The following is a 17,434-nucleotide window of genomic DNA, read 5'->3' as shown; positions in this document are numbered from 1 at the left end:
TTAAAAGAACCTATACATCTGAATTAATGCATATAAATATCATAAATAAATTACTATATCAAATCAAAAAAATAGTTATGAAAAGTAAATTACTACATTTTTCTTGTCTTTTTCTATTCATTTTTAGCTGTAGTGAAAATGAAGAAGAAATTATCTTTTTACCAGAATTAACAACAGAACAAACTACAAATCTCACTCATAATTCTGTAAACATTACTGGAATTATATCAGATAATGGAAACAGTCAAATTTCTCAAAAAGGAATATGTTGGTCTGAAACTTCTGTAGAACCAGACCTAAATGACAGCAAAACAACTCATGGCGCAGGAGATGAAAACTTTACAAGTAAAATTGAAAATTTACAACCTGGAACTTTATACTTTGCAAGAGCTTATGCAACTAATGAAGTTGGTACAAGTTATGGAAAGATTATTCGCTTTGAAACAAATCCTTCATTAGTAAATATACTAACATTAGAAGCTTCTTATATTGAAGAAGCATCTGCAACTGTTGGTGCAACGATGCAAATCGAGAATATAGACATCATAGAAAAAGGCATTTGCTGGTCTACAACTTCTTTATATCCAGATATTAGTGATAGTAATACAAAAGAAGGAACTGGGAATGATGATTTTGAAAGTGAAATTAAAGAATTAAGCCCTGGCACAACCTATTATGCCAGAGCTTACGCGACGTCATCAGAAGAAACTACTTATGGTAACTTTATACTTTTTAAAACGAAATTGCCTTTACCTGAAGTAACTTCTGTTGCGGTAACTGATATTGCACAAAATTCTGCTATAATAAATGGAAAAGTTGAATTCCCTAGCAATCTATTAATTACTCAAAGAGGTGTTTGCTGGGGTATAGAAGCCTTACCTACCATTACTGGAGATTTTACAAGTGATGGAACAGGCTCAGGAGAATTTAGCTCTACCCTAACATCACTTACAGAAAACACAATATATTACGTCAGAGCATACGCCATTAATAGCGAAGGAGAAATTGCTTATGGAGAAGATATTTCTTTTAAAACTAAGGCACTAGCCCCAATCCTAACAACAACAGCAATTAGTGAGATAGAACAAACTACAGCTAAAAGTGGAGGAGATATTACAGATAATAATGGGAATGAAATTGCTACAAGAGGGATTTGCTGGAGTACCGCAACTAATCCTACCATAAGCGATAATAAAACTATTGACGGAAGTGGTCAGGGCGTTTTTGAAAGCTCATTTACTAATTTAACTCCAAATACAACGTATTATGTAAGAGCTTATGCTACAAATAGTGAAGGTACTACGGCCTATGGCAATGAAGAAACCTTTACTACACTGCCTGCTAGTATAGAATATCCAGAAACAGGTTTTTTTGGTGATAATATTTTAGCGAATTCATTTACAGAAGCAAAAACTCGAGAGAGGTATAGTTTTTCAGCTATTTTGCCTAAAAATACAAGTTTAAAAATAATAATAACTAGAATATCAACTCATCCAATTGGTGATGATTTGCCACAGCCTTACTGGAGTTATTCAATAACTTCAAGAGTAAATTGGTTTATAGAACAACTAGATAGAGATACTCACACGCAAGTTATAGAAGCAACTTCAGATGACTTAACTACAGACTTGAACATTACTTCTTATCGACCTCTTACTATGCAAATTGATATTTACGAAAATGGTGATGAAACACCTACCATAACAAAGGTTGTTAATATCACTAACTAATAAAAATGCCAAAACAAAAATTTGTTTTGGCATTTTTATTTAATATTTAAAAACAAAAAACTCACTTTTTATAGTGAGTTTTTTGTTAGGTTCTGATTTTCATCAGAATTAAATCTTCTACCCTACCTACAATATTAGCATCAACATTAAAAGACTTTGATATTGCAATAATATCTTTTGCAATTTCTGAAGAAACATACCAGCTACAACAACATATAAAATTAATGTGTATTTTGGGTCAACAAAGATAAAAACACAAAATAAGTATAAGTTTAGTGGCTCAGTCGACAATCTCCCATAGTAATCTTATACAAAACCATGGAATCCATTCAGCGAAAAGCTGACCAAAATGGCTCGGCAACTATGTTGCTCCCACCCTTCTGTCTGGCGTAAGGATTCCATCTACCAGCTAAACCTGTAAGACTTCTTCTTTCTGAAACACATAGGTTAAAAACCACATAATAGTAAAGGTTGGAATAATATCAAAACCTGGAATAATTTCTTCAATAAACGACACCACACCAGCAATTTTACCTCTGGTGCCTTTGTACATTTTACTCATTAAATAACCAGATGCTGGCGCCCAAATAATATCGAAGATGGTTAACATACCAATAGCGTCAAATACAAGGCTTAATACGAGTTTTTTATATTTACTTAAGTTATCTAAATTCATTCTATATATTTATTAAAAATATAACAAGAAACGTACCAAGTTTATTTTCCAATAAGCTTTAGAAACTCATTTCTAGTTTCAATTTTTTCAAACTGACCTCTAAACCCAGACGTTGTAGTGGTCGAATTTTGCTTTTGTACGCCACGCATCATCATGCACATATGCGCTGCCTCAATTACCACAGCTACACCTTGTGGTTTAAGCGTATCGTTTATGCAGTCTAAAATTTGTTCTGTTAAACGTTCTTGTACTTGTAAACGCCTCGCAAAAACATCTACTATTCTAGGTAATTTACTTAGCCCTACAATTTGCCCATTTGGTATATACGCAATATGTGCCTTTCCAAAAAATGGCAAAATATGATGTTCGCAAAGTGAGTATAGCTCAATATCTTTTACAATAACCATTTCGTTATAAGATTCCTTGAACATAGCTCCTTTAAGGATTTCAACAGGGTCTTGATCATAGCCTTGTGTTAAAAATTGCATAGCTTTTGCCGCACGCTCTGGTGTTTTTAAAAGACCATCACGATTAGCGTCTTCTCCTAAATCTTTAATAATATTTTCGTACCTCTCTTTAACATCATCGGTAACTTTCATACTATATTCTTCAAAATTCTTATACGGCATATTGGTGTTTTTAGTCTCTTAATTTTAAAAATAAAGATAATTAAAATATATGTTGATAACCTACTCTTTAATACTACTATAAAAATTTTTAACTTTTTATTGTGAATAATAAAACATAACAAAATTAGTTTTGTTGTAGTAATGTGACTAATAACATACATCATCAATCAAATCAAAAAACATGAAGCAAGCAACATTTTTAATGCTGTTCTTTTGCATATTTACAATACTAGAAGCTCAACCCAAAAAAGCTTATCAAATAACTAGAGCTAAAAAAGCACCAACTATTGATGGTGTTCTTGATGAAAGCATTTGGGATAATTCACAAGTAGCAACTAATTTTATTCAGTTTAGACCAGACGTAGGCAAATTGGCTGTTAAAGAAAAACGTAGCGAAATTAAAATGTGTTATGATGATAACGCCATTTATATTTCTGCATACCTACATGACAATCCTGAAGACATTATGCGCCAGTTTACGCAACGTGATAATTTTGGGCAATCCGATTTTTTTGGCATTATTTTTAACCCAAATAATGATGCTCAAAACAACACCGAATTTTTTGTTTTTAGCTCTGGCACCCAAGCCGATGCTGTTGAGAGCCCTAGTAACGGTGAAGATTTTGGATGGAATGCAGTTTGGGAAAGTGCCGTAAAAATAGTTGAAGATGGTTGGATTGCAGAGGTAAAAATACCTTATAGAGCGCTTCGTTTTACACAGCAAGAAAACCCAACTTGGGGTATTCAATTTCATAGACATTTTAGAAAAACTAGAGCACAATTTACGTGGAATGCTATTGATGTAACAAAAGGAAATATTGGCTTATACAATGCCGAATTAAAAGGACTTAAAAATATTAAACCACCAACAAGATTGAGTTTTTACCCGTATGCTTCAGGATTGGTGAGTGATTTTGAAGGAGAAACCGAAACCGATTTTGCAGCTGGCTTGGATGTTAAATATGGCATTACAGAAAACATTACTTTGGATGCTACCTTAGTTCCTGATTTTAGTCAAGCTGGTTTTGATAATGTAGAACTAAATCTTGGACCATTTGAGCAACAATTTACTGAACAACGACAGTTTTTTACCGAAGGTGTAGATTTATTCAATAAAGGAAACTTATTTTATTCTAGACGTGTTGGTGACAGTCCTTCAGCAACTCCTGAAATTGATGATGATGAAGAATTTATTAATTTTCCAAGTAAAGTACAATTGATAAATGCTATAAAAGTATCTGGAAGAACAAAAAAAGGATTAGGCATAGGTTTCTTTAACGCCATTACAAAAAAAACGTTTGCCACTATTAAAAAAATCGAAATTATAAACGAAAACACACCCGAAGAAACTTCTAGAGAATCAAAAAGAGATACATTAGTAGAGCCACTAGCAAACTATAACATATTGGTTTTAGACCAACAGTTTAACAAAAACTCTTCTATTACACTAATTAATACAAACGTAACTAGAGATGGTGATTTTAGAGATTCTAATGTTACTGGGCTTTTATTAGATTTAATGAATAAAAAAAACACCTATGGCGCTATAGGTGAAGTAAAAATGAGTTCTTTTAATGATGCTGAAGATAAAAATGTAGGTTACAGCGCAAGAGTTGGTATTGGAAAAAATAGCGGAAAATTAAGATATAGCGCTATATTCAACTACGCTGACCAAAATTATGATATTAATGATTTAGGAATACAGTTTAGAAATAATTACAGCAATTTTGGTGCTGAAATAAGCTATAGAATATTTAAACCAACAAAAAAGTTAAATAATTACCGAATAAATAGTTGGTTTAATTACAATCGACTAGCTAATCCAAATACATTTACTGGTGCTAATATTGGTTATAATTTTAGAGCGACAACTAAAAAACTACATTCTTTTGGAATTAATGGTAATTGGAATATTGGAAAACGCTTTGATTATTTTGAACCCAGAAATGGATTTGACAGCTATTTCGTAACTAAAAATTATGCACAATCCAACATTTGGTTTTCATCAAATTTTAATGCTTTTTTTGCCATTGAAACAAACATTGGTTATGCCAAATTTTTTGAAAAAGAAAGAGATAACTTTAATAATTGGTGGTATGGTATAAACCCACGTTTTAAATTTAACGAAAAACTATTGGTTGTATTTGGGTTTGAGTATGATGATTATACGGCTGACAGAGGCTACATAAACGGACAAGATATTGATAACGAAATTATTTTTGGCCAGCGTAGGCGTATTGAGACCGAAGTAAATATTTCTGGAAGCTATAATTTTAATTCGTTTAAAGCATTAACACTAAGCTTCAGAAACTATTTAAGTAGGGTTACTTATGATAATCAAGTTTATAATTTACAAAACAACGGAAGTCTTTTAGTATCTAATACACATACAAAAAATACTATTGGTGAAGATGCCGATTTTAACCCTAATGCAAACTTTAATACTTGGAATTTAGATTTTAGTTATACTTGGCAATTTGCACCTGGCAGCCAACTTACAGCACTATATAGAAACCAAATTTTTAACAACACCAATGATTCAAAAGATAGTTATTTTGATAGTTTAAAAAGCTTATTTAAACAAGATAAACGAAATACATTTTCTTTACGATTAGTTTATTTTATTGATAACAAAAATATTAAGAATGTATTGCGTAACAAAAACAGTTCATAATTGTACATCACATTATAAAGTAGTAAATTCACATCTGTTATTTTTCACAAATGGTTCAAGCGAAAAACATTCATAAATATTACGGCGATTTACAAGTTTTAAAAGGCGTAAATATTCACATAAAAAAGGGTGAAATTGTTTCTATTGTTGGCGCTTCAGGAGCTGGAAAAACCACCTTACTGCATATTTTAGGCACACTTGATAAAGCAACCTCAAAAGCAGACTCAGAAATAATAATAAACAACACTCAAATAAATTCACTTAAAGATAAAACTTTAGCTAAATTTAGAAATGAGCATCTGGGTTTTATTTTTCAATTTCATCAATTATTACCAGAATTTACAGCTATAGAAAATGTTTGTTTACCTGCTTTTATAAAAGGAACAAAAAAGGCAGATGCCGAAAAACGCGCTAAAGAACTTTTGGGTTTTTTAGGTTTGTCTGAGCGCTATGATCATAAACCAAATGAGCTTTCTGGAGGAGAACAGCAACGTGTTGCAGTAGCTAGGGCTTTAATTAATAATCCGGAGGTGATTTTTGCTGATGAACCTTCTGGGAATTTGGATAGCGAATCTGCTGAAAGCTTACATAACTTATTTTTTAAACTTCGTGATGAGTTTGGACAAACTTTTATTATTGTAACTCACAATAAAGACTTGGCTAATATGGCAGATAGAAAGCTAACTATGGTTGATGGGGAAATAATTAACTAGCCCCTCCCTAGCGGTCTTTTATCTTAAAACACGAATACAATCCTAAAATAGGTCCAATAGCTAGCATTAAAAAAAGGTATTGAACATCTACTTTATTTACTAAATAACTAAATAGTTGAATACTCACTATGGTAATTGCGAAGCCTATAGAATTAACTATAGTTAAAGCAGTTCCTTTGGATTCTGCTGCTACATTCTGCGCTACTAAAGTAGAAAACAAAGGCGAATCTGCAATAACAACTACACCCCAAAACATTAAGAATATTATAAAAGTGATTTCTGAATTAAGCATAAAAAATACTGGCGACAACAAACAGCATATACAAGATAAAGTAAGAGCAGAAAAAGCAACATTTTTAACTGCATATTGCTGTGACAAATAGCCAGAAGCTACACAACCTAAACTACCAATAGCAATAATTAAGAAACTTAGCAATGGTATATTTATGAGTGCATTTCCATGATACTCTGCATATCCCTTTAACAGAATTGGAACAAATGCCCAAAAAGTGTATAACTCCCACATATGCCCAAAATATCCATATGCCGCGCTTCTAAATTTTCTAATTTTAAAAACATTATAAAACACAGAAACATCAAATTTTTGCATGCGCTTTTTATAAGGACCGTCAGGAACTAATAAAAACATAATTAAACCACCAAACGTAGCTAAAATAGAAGTTATATAAATCATGTTTTTCCAAAGTAAAAAATCCTTAAACCCCTTTAATAAATGCGGAAAAGCAGTTCCTAAAACTAATGCTCCCACTAAAAAACCTAAAGATTTACCTAACCCTTTTTGGTAATAATCTGATGCAATTTTCATTCCTACAGGATAAATTCCAGCTAAAAAAAACCCTGTAAAAAAACGAAGAATAACCAAACTTATTAAAGTATGATTACCAAATACTATTAATATATTAAAAACTGAAGCAATTAAAGCACTAACCAAAAATACTTTGGATGGTGAATACCTATCAGAAACGGTAAAAACCGCAAACAAGAAAGTTCCTAAAATAAACCCAAATTGTACTGCAGAAGTTAAATTACCTAAAGCTGATGGTTGTAAATTAAAACTATTTGCTAAGTCATTAATAAAAGCATTACCAACAAACCAAAGTGATGTACAGCAAAACTGAGATAATACTATAATTGGTAAAATGAATTTTCTTTGAGCCATTTAAGCTATTACTATCAATAAATATTTATAATTAATATCCTAAGTCTACTTTTTGTTAAGCTAATTACAATTATTTTTGTTTAACTATGAAAGAAAAAACAAAGAAACTAACTAAAAGTGAGCTTAAAGACTTTTTGGACGCTAAAGTTATTCAATATAATAACCCAAAATTTATTGAAAGCGACCCCATACAAATACCACATAAATACAGTAAAAAGGAAGATATTGAAGTTTCTGGTTTTTTAACAGCAACTATTGCTTGGGGAAACCGAAAAAGCATTATAAATAATGCTAACAAACTGATGAATTTACTAGACAACGCACCTTTTGATTTTATAATTAACCACGAGGAAATTGATTTAGAAAAACTTCAACCCTTTGTCCATAGAACGTTTAATGGTAATGATTGCACACAATTTATAAAATCTTTACAGCATATTTATAAAAATCATGGCGGTTTAGAAAATGTTTTTGCTAAGCATACTGAAACACATAATTTACAAAACTCTATTTCGAAATTTAAATCTGTTTTTTTTGAAATTGAACATCTACAACGCACCCAAAAGCATGTTAGTGACCCTTTAAAAAATTCTGCTGCTAAACGTATTAATATGTTTTTACGTTGGATGGTTAGAAACGATAAAACTGGTGTTGATTTTGGTATTTGGAATAGCATTTCTCCTAGCCTATTATCTTGCCCTTTGGATGTACATTCTGGGAACGTGGCTAGAAAACTTGGTCTGTTAAAAAGAAAACAAAATGATGCTAAGGCTTTAGCTGAATTAGATACTGCTCTTAGAAAACTAGACCCAACTGATCCTGTAAAATATGATTTTGCTTTATTTGGATTGGGTGTTTTTGAAGGGTTTTAATATTTGCTTTATTTCTTAATATTTTTCAAGTAGATTCTTGCCTTCGCAGGAATGACAAAACTTAGAGAATAAAAACTAAATTGGCAGACTAAACTGCATTAGGGATTGCAGTGGAAAGCCCACAGTGAGGCACGAACGAGGACTTGTAACGCAAAGCCCGACCTATATCCTGAACTAAATTCAGGATATAGGTAATGCCATAAAAAAAAACGATTGACAAATTTTAAATTCACCAATCGTTAATCTTAAATTCTTTATTCTAAAATTACTCTATCCTTTTAGCCAAGCGTTTCGCAATGCATTTTGAGCAGCCGTGGTGTTTTCTTTTTGTTTTAACGCCTTACCTAAGGTATATCCTTGGGTTGTAGTAGTTTTAATGATAACCTCTTTACCGTCTCTTTCCAATTTAACCTCGATATCTCTTCCTGGTTTCCAACCAAAAACTGTACCTAAGATTTTATTAGCGTTTTGAAGTGTTACCTCTTCTCCATCAATCGATTTTATAATGTCGTTAGGTTGCGCGCCTTGCTCTTTCCAGAAACTATTTTCTAAAACAGTATCTATAAAAAAGATGCCTTTAGTTGGGTCTCCACTAACAATTGGAGCGCCATTCATTAAAATATAATTTGCTTCTATTTTAGATTTGCCAATTTCCAAACCTGCTTTTTCGAAGAATGTGTTGTAATTGATTGGAATATCCCCTACTACGTGTGTGTTTAAAAATTCGCCTACAGATGGATAAGTCATTGCTGTAATTTCTTCAATCAACTTATCGTCATTAAAGGGTTTGTTTTTTCCGTATTTATTTGACAATTCTTTCATTAAAGAAAGAATACCTCTGTTACCATTACTTTCTTCGCGTATTAAAATATCAATACACATCCCAATTAACGCACCTTTTTGGTACACATTCAAATATTGGTCTTTATAAGGTGCTTTTAAGACATTTTCGCTCATAATGGTAAAACTCATAGCGTCGTCTAATTTTTTTGAGGCATCTATTTTACTCATTATTTTCTTATAAAAATCTGCCTCTTCAACTAAGCCTTGGTCTACTTGAAATAGGGTTGCAAAATACTCTGTAACCCCTTCATACATCCATAAATGCTTAGAAAATGTTGGATTGTTATAATCGAAATAATGTACATCTTCTGAATGTACGCTTAATGGTGTTACAATATGAAAAAACTCGTGCGAGACAACATCTGTCATGGTTGATGCTATTCTTGCTTCATCCATAGACTCTGGCAATACAACAACAGTAGATGTATGATGTTCTAAAGCACCGAAACCTTTTGGAGACTCTGCTTTGCCTTCTGATAAATACAAATAAATATCATATCGCGGTGTTGTATTAACATCACCTAGATACGCTTTTTGTGCTACCATCATCTTAAGAACAATATCTTTAAGTGATTTTGCGGTATGTACTTTGTTTGGTGAGTAAACACTTAATACAATTTTGATGTCGCCGACTTGAAACTCTTCTACATCCAAATTACCATACATCATTGGGTTATCTGTAATATCGAAATATCTAGGTGCAAAATAACTTGTAGTAGTTAATTTTTCATCTTCTGTAGTTTTTGAACTTACATTTTGTAAGGCCGAAGTACGAGCAAAATCTGCAGCCGCAGTAACATCTAATTTATACTGATTATTTTTTAACGAATCAAAATAACCAATAAAACCATGTAGGTTTAATACATAATTGTTGGGTTCTAAATTGGTTCCTGCTGGAGAAAAAGGGGTGTCTTTTCCAATGCCACCCTGTACTTCAATATCATAAGTATCATTAACTAAATACGTTATTTTGTCTAACTGCTTAGCATTTGCAATGGTCCATGAGTTGGTATCTGATTTATTTACAGTCATTTCATTTCCTTCATAATCAAAGGCTTTAAAGTCGTCAATATACTTACCAAAGTCGCTCACAGAGTATGTACCTTGTATAACTCTAGGTAATCTATATGTTACAGTTTCTACAGTAAAACGTCCTGGGTTAATTGTTACAGGAGCTTTATCTTCAGAAATATTAGAAAGATTTATTGAGGTTTCTATAGGTAAGCTTGTTGCTAAATCGTTACTAATATTTTTAGTAGACCCACAGCCAACTAATACAGCACCAGCAAATAACGAGAATAGTGTTTTTGTATACATCCAAATGGTTTTTATAATTTTTTAATTGACGCGCAAATTACCACATTGTTACACGTTGCTTTCTTAAGGTTTTGTTAAATTCGCAGAATGCAAAGCCCATTAGTAAGCATATTGATTCCTTTTAAGAACACCGAAGCATATATTGGCGCTTGTTTAGAATCAATTATAAACCAAACTTATACCAATTGGGAACTGCTTATTGTTGATGATAATTCAATTGATGCTAGTTTTTCGATAGTTGAGTATTTTGCCAAAAATGATGACAGGATTAAACTAATTAAAAATTCTGGAAGTGGTATTATTGATGCATTGCAATTAGCCTTTAAAAAAAGCTCAGGCGAGCTAATAACTAGAATGGATAGTGACGATGTTATGTTGCCCAACAAACTAGAAGTTTTAGCTAGTAATTTAATGAACTACGGAAAAGGACACCTTGCGGTTGGAATGGTGCATTATTTTTCAGAAGAAGGCATAAAGGAGGGCTACAAAAGCTATGAGGTTTGGTTGAATGGATTAACTAAAAACGGTTCCAATTATTCTGAAATATATAAAGAGTGTGTTATCCCTTCGCCTTGCTGGATGCTACATAAAGACGATTTATTAACTTGTGATGCTTTTAACCCCAATAGGTATCCAGAGGACTATGATTTAGCATTTCGATTTTATAAGCATGGTTTTAAATGCATTCCTTGTGATGTTGTTGTACATAATTGGAGAGATTATAGCCATCGCACCTCTAGAACTGATGCTCATTATACTGAAAATCATTTTATCCCTCTGAAATTGGACTATTTTTTAGACTTAGACTATAATTCTGAAAAAACACTTGTGGTTTGGGGTGCAGGCAATAAAGGGAAGTTTATTGCTAAATCGCTTATTGAAAAGCATATTGCTTTTGAGTGGATTTGCGATAACCCAAAAAAGATAGGAAAAGATATTTATGGCAAAGTTCTGAGACCTTTTAAGGATTTAGAGACTATTGAAAATACACAGAGTATTATTACGGTTGCCAATAAAGAAGCACAAATAGAAATAAGAGATTATCTTAATAAATTAAGTCTTAAGTCTATTGAAGATTATGTTTTCTTTTGTTAATGAAAAAAATTATATAGATTTGCTCAATCTAAAACAACATGCAGTTTAAACACCCAGAACTTCTTTACGCATTATTTTTACTGCTTATCCCAATTATTGTTCATTTATTTAAGCTTCGTAAGTTTCAAAAAGTTGATTTTACTAATGTGGCATTTCTAAAAGAAGCAACATTACAAACTCGTAAAAGTTCGCAAATAAAAAAATGGTTAATTCTCCTCACTAGATTATTATTACTAGCCGCCCTTGTTTTTGCATTTGCACAGTCTTTTACTTCAAAATCAAATAGCTTTAAAACTGAAAAAGAAACGGTAATTTATTTAGATAATTCGTTTAGCATGCAAGCTAAAGGCACACATGGAGAATTACTAAAACGTGCGGTTCAAGACATCATATCAAATGTACCAGAAGATGAAAATATATCGATTTTCACAAACGATAATGTTTTTAAAAATACCACAATAAAAGCTATTAAAAACGACTTATTAAAACTTGATTACACCTCAAATCAATTAACAATTGAGGCGGCTTTATTGAAAAGCAAAGCTTTTTTAACAAACAAAACTAAAACTTTAAATAATATAATTTTAATATCTGATTTTCAGGAATATGAATCAACTTTAAACATCAATAAAGACTCATTAACCAACTTGAATTTTGTAAAATTAAGCCCTTTAAGCAAAAACAATATTACAATAGATAGCCTATACATTTCTGAAACCAACCCTACATCGGTAGATCTAAAGGTTATACTAAAAAACAGTGGAAGTTCAGTTGAAAACTTACCCGTTTCATTATTCAATAATGATAAGCTTATTGCAAAAACTTCAGTTGCAATTAAGCAGGATGCCGAAGCCACTTTTTCGCTTCCTATTAGTCAAATTATAAATGGAAAAATAACTATTAACGATTCTAGTTTACAATTTGATAATACGCTTTATTTCAATATCAATCAAGCTTCAAAAATTAATGTTTTTAGCATCAACGGACAGGATGATTCATTCTTAAAACGCATTTATAACCCATCTGAATTTAATTATAGTGCCACTTCAGAACGCGATTTAAGTTATAATTTAATTGATTCGCAACACCTTATTATTTTAAATGAATTAAAAAACATTCCTATTGCATTAAGTTCAGCTTTAAAGCAATTTACAAATCAAGGTGGCTCAATAATTGTCATACCTTCAAAAGCAAGCAATCTCTCATCTTACAATCAATTACTAGCTAATTATAATAGTGTTTTTAATGGTTTAATTAACTCAGAAAAGCGCATAACTACCATAAACTATTCGCATCCATTATATAACAATGGTGTTTTTGAAAAACAAGTTAAAAATTTCCAATACCCGAAGGTTAATAGTTTTTATAACATAAACACTAACAATCTTTCATCTGTATTAAATTTTGAAGACGGCAAACTCTTTTTAGGGCAATATAAAAATGCCTTTGTTTTCACCTCCCCTTTAAACAGCAATAATTCTAGTTTTAAAAATTCACCTTTAATTGTTCCAACACTTTACAATATAGCGAAGCAAAGTTTTAAAATTCCTGAATTATATTATACCATTGGAAAAGAAAACACATTTGATGTTGATACAAAAATGCAACAAGATGCTGTTTTATCGCTTAAAAAAAACGACATAAATATTATACCCAAGCAACAATACTTTAATAATAAAGTGGTTGTAAATACTTCCGAAGAACCCTCTAGTGCTGGGACTTATGCTTTAATTAACAAAGATGATACTATAAAAAACCTGAGTTACAATTATAACAGATCTGAAAGTCATTTAGCCTACAGAGATCTTTCTAATATAGAGCATGTAACCGTTAGTGATTCAATTACCGAAATTTTCGATACCATAAAAAGTGACACAAAAGTTAACGCCCTATGGAAATGGTTTGTTATTTTTGCATTAGCGTTATTGATTATTGAAATGCTCATCTTAAAATTCTTTAAATGAACATACTTATAAAATCGGCCACAATTATAGATTCAAAAAGTGAGTTTCATAATACAACTCAAGATTTATTAATTGAAAACGGCAAGATTACTAAGATTTCCAGCAGCATTAAAAACCCAAAAAATTACAAAGAAATTAAACGTGACAACCTCTATATTTCTCAAGGTTGGTTTGATAGTAGTGTGAGCTTTGGAGAACCAGGGTACGAAGAACGCGAAACGATACAAAACGGATTAAAAACTGCGGCTTATTCTGGATTTACTTCAGTTGCTGTAAATGCGAACACAAACCCAGTAATTGATTCTAATTCTGATATTACATTTTTAAATTCAAAAGCAAGTAAAAACGCCGTTAATTTATTGCCTATTGGCGCTTTAACAGCTGCTAGTAAAGGAAATGATTTAGCTGAGCTTTACGATATGAGTTCTGCAGGCGCAGTAGCATTTTACGATTACAAAAAACCAATAGCAAACCCAAATATGATGAAAATTGCTTTGCAATATGCAAGTAATTTTGACGGATTGGTTTGCTCTTTTCCTCAAGAAAACAAAATTTCTGGAAACGGTGTTATGAATGAAAACATAACAAGCACCAGATTAGGTTTAAAAGGCAATCCTGCTTTAGCTGAAGAATTACAAGTAGCAAGAGATTTGTTTTTACTTGAATATACGGGCGGAAAATTACACATTCCAACCATTTCAACAGCAACTTCGGTGGCTTTGATACGAGAAGCAAAAAAGAAAAAATTAGATATTACCTGTAGCGTAGCAATTCATAACTTATACTTCTCTGATGCTGTTTTAACGGACTTTGATACCAATTTCAAGGTGTTACCTCCTTTAAGAACACAAACGGACATTGACGCTCTAATTGAAGCTGTAAAAGATGGCACTATTGATATGGTGACTACAGATCACAACCCTATTGATGTAGAAGAAAAAAAGATAGAATTCGACCACGCCAATTATGGGGCGATTGGATTAGAAAGTGCTTTTGGAGCTTTGCAAAGCATATTCACTACTAAAAAAACAATCGACATTTTAACGAAAGGAAAAACTAGATTCGGTATTGAAGCAACACCAATAGCTATTGGAAATATGGCAAATATTGCGCTCTTTAACCCTGATACTAAATACACATTTTCTAAAAAGGATATCGTTTCAAGATCTAAGAACGCCATTTTTGAAAATGAATCTTTAAAAGGAAAGGCTTATGGTATTATTGCAAACAACCAAGCCGTTTTAAATTCTTAAACAATGACAGAACAAGATATTGATAAAGGGCGCCAAAACGCCATTATAAGTTATATCACCATTTTTGGAGTTATTATAGCGTACTATTTAAATAATGAAGATGCTAAAAAAAGTACTTTTGCTAGTTTTCATATTAGGCAGTCTTTGGGTTTATGGCTTACTTTTTGGGCATTAGGCTATATTATTGGAAGTTTTGATAGTTGGTTAGTAACCTCTAGTTTTTATTTATTTTTTGCTGTGCTTTTTGTTTATGGATTATCAAATGCCATTGGAAGAAAAGCACAAACTGTTCCTTTAGTTGGTGATTTCTACCAAAAAATATTTTCAAACCTTGGATCTTAAATTAGCTCTGAACACGTCTGCGAGCTAATAAATTCCAAAATAAAAAAACAAAATTCCAAAAAGGATTCAATCGAGCCACGAACCATCAAGTCTAAAACAAATACATGTTAAATAGCAAACTCTCTTTACATCATATTATTCGTGAATCTAGTTTAACCGAAAATGCACCATTACTTATTTTAATGCATGGTTATGGTAGTGATGAAAACGATTTGTTTTCGTTTGCTGCAGAATTACCTGAAAACCTTTTTATCATTTCAGTGAAAGCGCCCTACCCGATGCAACCTTTTGGCAATGCTTGGTATGCTATTAATTTTGATGAAGACAAAGGGAAATGGAGTGATAACGTACAAGCTAAAGCATCTCGAGATTTAATTGCAAATTTTATTGATGAAGCTATCGCTGAATATCCTGTAGATAAAAACAATGTATCGCTCTTAGGGTTTAGCCAAGGTTCTATTTTAAGTTATGCTGTGGCTTTAACGTATCCTGAGAAGGTTAAAAATATTGTAGCACTTAGTGGCTATATTAATAAAGATATTTTTCCTGAGGATATAGAACATCGAGATTACTCAAACTTAGATTTTTACTGCTCTCACGGAAGTTCAGACCAAGTAATTCCTGTTAGTTGGGCAAGACTTACACTTCCTTTTTTAGATGGCTTAAACATCAAGCACAAATATTCTGAGTTCCCTGTGGGACACGGTGTTGCTCCTCAAAATTTTTACGAGTTTAAGGATTGGTTGATGAAACGCATTTAAATTATCGTAGGAAAAATTAATTATATTTACGGGATAACAACGACGCAAAACTTTCCATATCCTGACTTATTTACGGGATATCGACAATAAAATTGATTATATAACGAGTTGTGCAACATATGAAAAACCGAACTCAAAAATACATTTTACTGATTTTAGTGCTTATTTTTAGTATGAGCTGTTCGAAAAATGAAAAACTTGGACAAGTGGAAATATTAGAAATAAACTCATATGACAAAGATGATTTATATTTCCCTCATGATTCTTCTACGAATACTGATTTTATATTGGAGAATACTTTTGAGTTACGAGAAAATGGTGAAAATATTTTAATCGTTAACAATAACAACGATGGACTCACAGGACACTATGTAACTCTTGAACTGAATTCAAAGCTCGAAATCATAAATGCTGAATATGACGAATCAACTGATGTAATTGATGGAAGTGAGATGACTTTTAAAGTGGATAGTGTTGACTTAAAACTGAATTCTAATCCGTTTAATTCTAAAAAAATAATCGGTTACTATTCTATTTTTTTGACCCAAAACTATTTTGCTGGAGAATTAAAAAAACAAGGAGCAAAAGATGAAATTTTTAAAAGAGAGTTTAAAGGAAAATTTAAGACTTTCTAAAAATAAAATACGTTGCACAACAACGTATAAAAATAATTGCTATTTTGTGCTTAAACAAAGGTAGTTGCGTATTTGCTACATCTGATTTTCCTTCGGAAAATCCTCGCACGCAAACCCGCAACTATTCTTATACAAACACGTTGTGGGCAATTAAAACCAATATTTCGGCTGAAAAACAAAATTTTCATCAGAAATCATCAGGTTTTCATTTTAGTTTTCTCAACAACTTACAAATTACGATTATTGACTGTCAAATCGAACGACTGAATTTGACTTGAATATAATGTTGGGAACAAACCGAAAAGCAAACTGAATTTTGAAGTAGGTCAATTTTAACAACTTAGATTTATGAAAAAACAATTTATGATTTTAGCCCTATTGACTATTATTTTTACTTTTTCCTGCAGTAATGATGATGACAATAACAATTCTAGTGACGCTATACTATTAATCGAAACTCTTGATTTAAATGGTAATCCAAAACAAGGAATTGAGATAAGCGTAGAATTGAATACAAATCTATATCCAAATTACGATTATCCAAATCTAATTACTGACCAGAATGGTGAAGCGAGATATATTCCAGAAGATTTTTTCTTTGATGATGATGAAACACCTACTTTCTATTTTGAAGTTCCTCTTTCTAGTGGTGGTTTATCCGGTTTTACACTTACAGCAATAAAAGGTGAAACAGTGTCAATTACAATTCAAGACCAATAGATAGTAGAAGTTTTTTAATCTCGAATTGGA

At 31.8% G+C, this 17,434-nt stretch carries 15 protein-coding genes; 11 read left to right on the top strand and 4 right to left on the bottom strand.

The window, feature by feature from the left end; genetic code table 11:
• Positions 1–77: 77 nt before the first annotated feature.
• Positions 78–1,730 (top strand): fibronectin type III domain-containing protein, encoded by a 1,653-nt coding sequence (locus tag Q0870_RS05185; protein WP_298552226.1) that lies wholly within the window; start codon positions 78–80, stop codon positions 1,728–1,730.
• A 409-nt stretch (positions 1,731–2,139) separates the two neighbouring features.
• On the opposite strand, the gene Q0870_RS05175 is transcribed toward Q0870_RS05185, so the two are convergent.
• Positions 2,140–2,406 carry a hypothetical protein gene (locus Q0870_RS05175; protein WP_298552202.1) on the bottom strand — a complete coding sequence of 89 codons (267 nt, stop codon included), beginning with the start codon at positions 2,404–2,406 and terminating at the stop codon, positions 2,140–2,142.
• Between the two features lie 41 nt (positions 2,407–2,447).
• Complete coding sequence (gene folE / locus Q0870_RS05170) at positions 2,448–3,035, bottom strand: GTP cyclohydrolase I FolE (RefSeq protein WP_298552189.1); 588 nt, start codon at positions 3,033–3,035, stop codon at positions 2,448–2,450.
• Between the two features lie 181 nt (positions 3,036–3,216).
• Between folE and Q0870_RS05165 the strand changes: the two genes are divergently transcribed.
• Positions 3,217–5,709: a DUF5916 domain-containing protein gene (locus Q0870_RS05165; protein WP_298552180.1), complete on the top strand. Its 2,493-nt coding sequence runs from the start codon at positions 3,217–3,219 to the stop codon at positions 5,707–5,709.
• A gap of 50 nt (positions 5,710–5,759) precedes the next feature.
• Positions 5,760–6,422, top strand: coding sequence for an ABC transporter ATP-binding protein (locus Q0870_RS05160; protein WP_298552168.1), 663 nt, complete (start codon positions 5,760–5,762; stop codon positions 6,420–6,422).
• Between the two features lie 7 nt (positions 6,423–6,429).
• On the opposite strand, the gene Q0870_RS05155 is transcribed toward Q0870_RS05160, so the two are convergent.
• A complete protein-coding gene (locus Q0870_RS05155; RefSeq protein ID WP_298552137.1) occupies positions 6,430–7,602 on the bottom strand; it encodes an MFS transporter in 1,173 nt (390 codons plus the stop codon).
• Positions 7,603–7,688: 86 nt separating this feature from the next.
• Between Q0870_RS05155 and Q0870_RS05150 the strand changes: the two genes are divergently transcribed.
• Positions 7,689–8,474, top strand: a complete 786-nt coding sequence (locus tag Q0870_RS05150; RefSeq protein ID WP_298552125.1) for a TIGR02757 family protein — start codon at positions 7,689–7,691, stop codon at positions 8,472–8,474.
• Positions 8,475–8,744: 270 nt separating this feature from the next.
• On the opposite strand, the gene Q0870_RS05145 is transcribed toward Q0870_RS05150, so the two are convergent.
• On the bottom strand, positions 8,745–10,634 hold the full coding sequence (locus tag Q0870_RS05145) for a peptidase M61 (protein ID WP_298552117.1): 1,890 nt from the start codon (positions 10,632–10,634) through the stop codon (positions 8,745–8,747).
• 87 nt (positions 10,635–10,721) lie between these two features.
• Between Q0870_RS05145 and Q0870_RS05140 the strand changes: the two genes are divergently transcribed.
• From Q0870_RS05140 to Q0870_RS05110, 7 genes are all read left to right on the top strand, one after another.
• The gene (locus Q0870_RS05140; RefSeq protein WP_298552107.1) at positions 10,722–11,729 is read left to right on the top strand and encodes a glycosyltransferase; all 1,008 of its coding nucleotides are present in this window, start codon (positions 10,722–10,724) and stop codon (positions 11,727–11,729) included.
• Between the two features lie 38 nt (positions 11,730–11,767).
• Entirely contained in the window at positions 11,768–13,693 is a 1,926-nt protein-coding gene (locus tag Q0870_RS05135; protein ID WP_298552094.1) for a BatA and WFA domain-containing protein, read from the top strand.
• Positions 13,690–14,946: a dihydroorotase gene (locus tag Q0870_RS05130; protein ID WP_298552082.1), complete on the top strand. Its 1,257-nt coding sequence runs from the start codon at positions 13,690–13,692 to the stop codon at positions 14,944–14,946. The genes Q0870_RS05135 and Q0870_RS05130 overlap by 4 nt, the downstream gene beginning before the upstream one ends.
• 3 nt (positions 14,947–14,949) lie before the next feature.
• Positions 14,950–15,288, top strand: a complete 339-nt coding sequence (locus tag Q0870_RS05125; RefSeq protein WP_298552047.1) for a hypothetical protein — start codon at positions 14,950–14,952, stop codon at positions 15,286–15,288.
• Between the two features lie 104 nt (positions 15,289–15,392).
• On the top strand, positions 15,393–16,049 hold the full coding sequence (locus Q0870_RS05120) for an alpha/beta fold hydrolase (protein ID WP_298552033.1): 657 nt from the start codon (positions 15,393–15,395) through the stop codon (positions 16,047–16,049).
• A gap of 119 nt (positions 16,050–16,168) precedes the next feature.
• A complete protein-coding gene (locus Q0870_RS05115; RefSeq protein WP_298552021.1) occupies positions 16,169–16,684 on the top strand; it encodes a hypothetical protein in 516 nt (171 codons plus the stop codon).
• A 348-nt stretch (positions 16,685–17,032) separates the two neighbouring features.
• Complete coding sequence (locus Q0870_RS05110; RefSeq protein ID WP_298552006.1) at positions 17,033–17,404, top strand: hypothetical protein; 372 nt, start codon at positions 17,033–17,035, stop codon at positions 17,402–17,404.
• The last annotated feature ends 30 nt before the right edge of the window (positions 17,405–17,434 follow it).

This window comes from uncultured Algibacter sp. (assembly GCF_947487575.1).
In the GTDB taxonomy this organism is placed as follows: Bacteria; Bacteroidota; Bacteroidia; order Flavobacteriales; family Flavobacteriaceae; genus Algibacter_B.
This window is presented reverse-complemented; position numbering and strand designations above follow the sequence as displayed.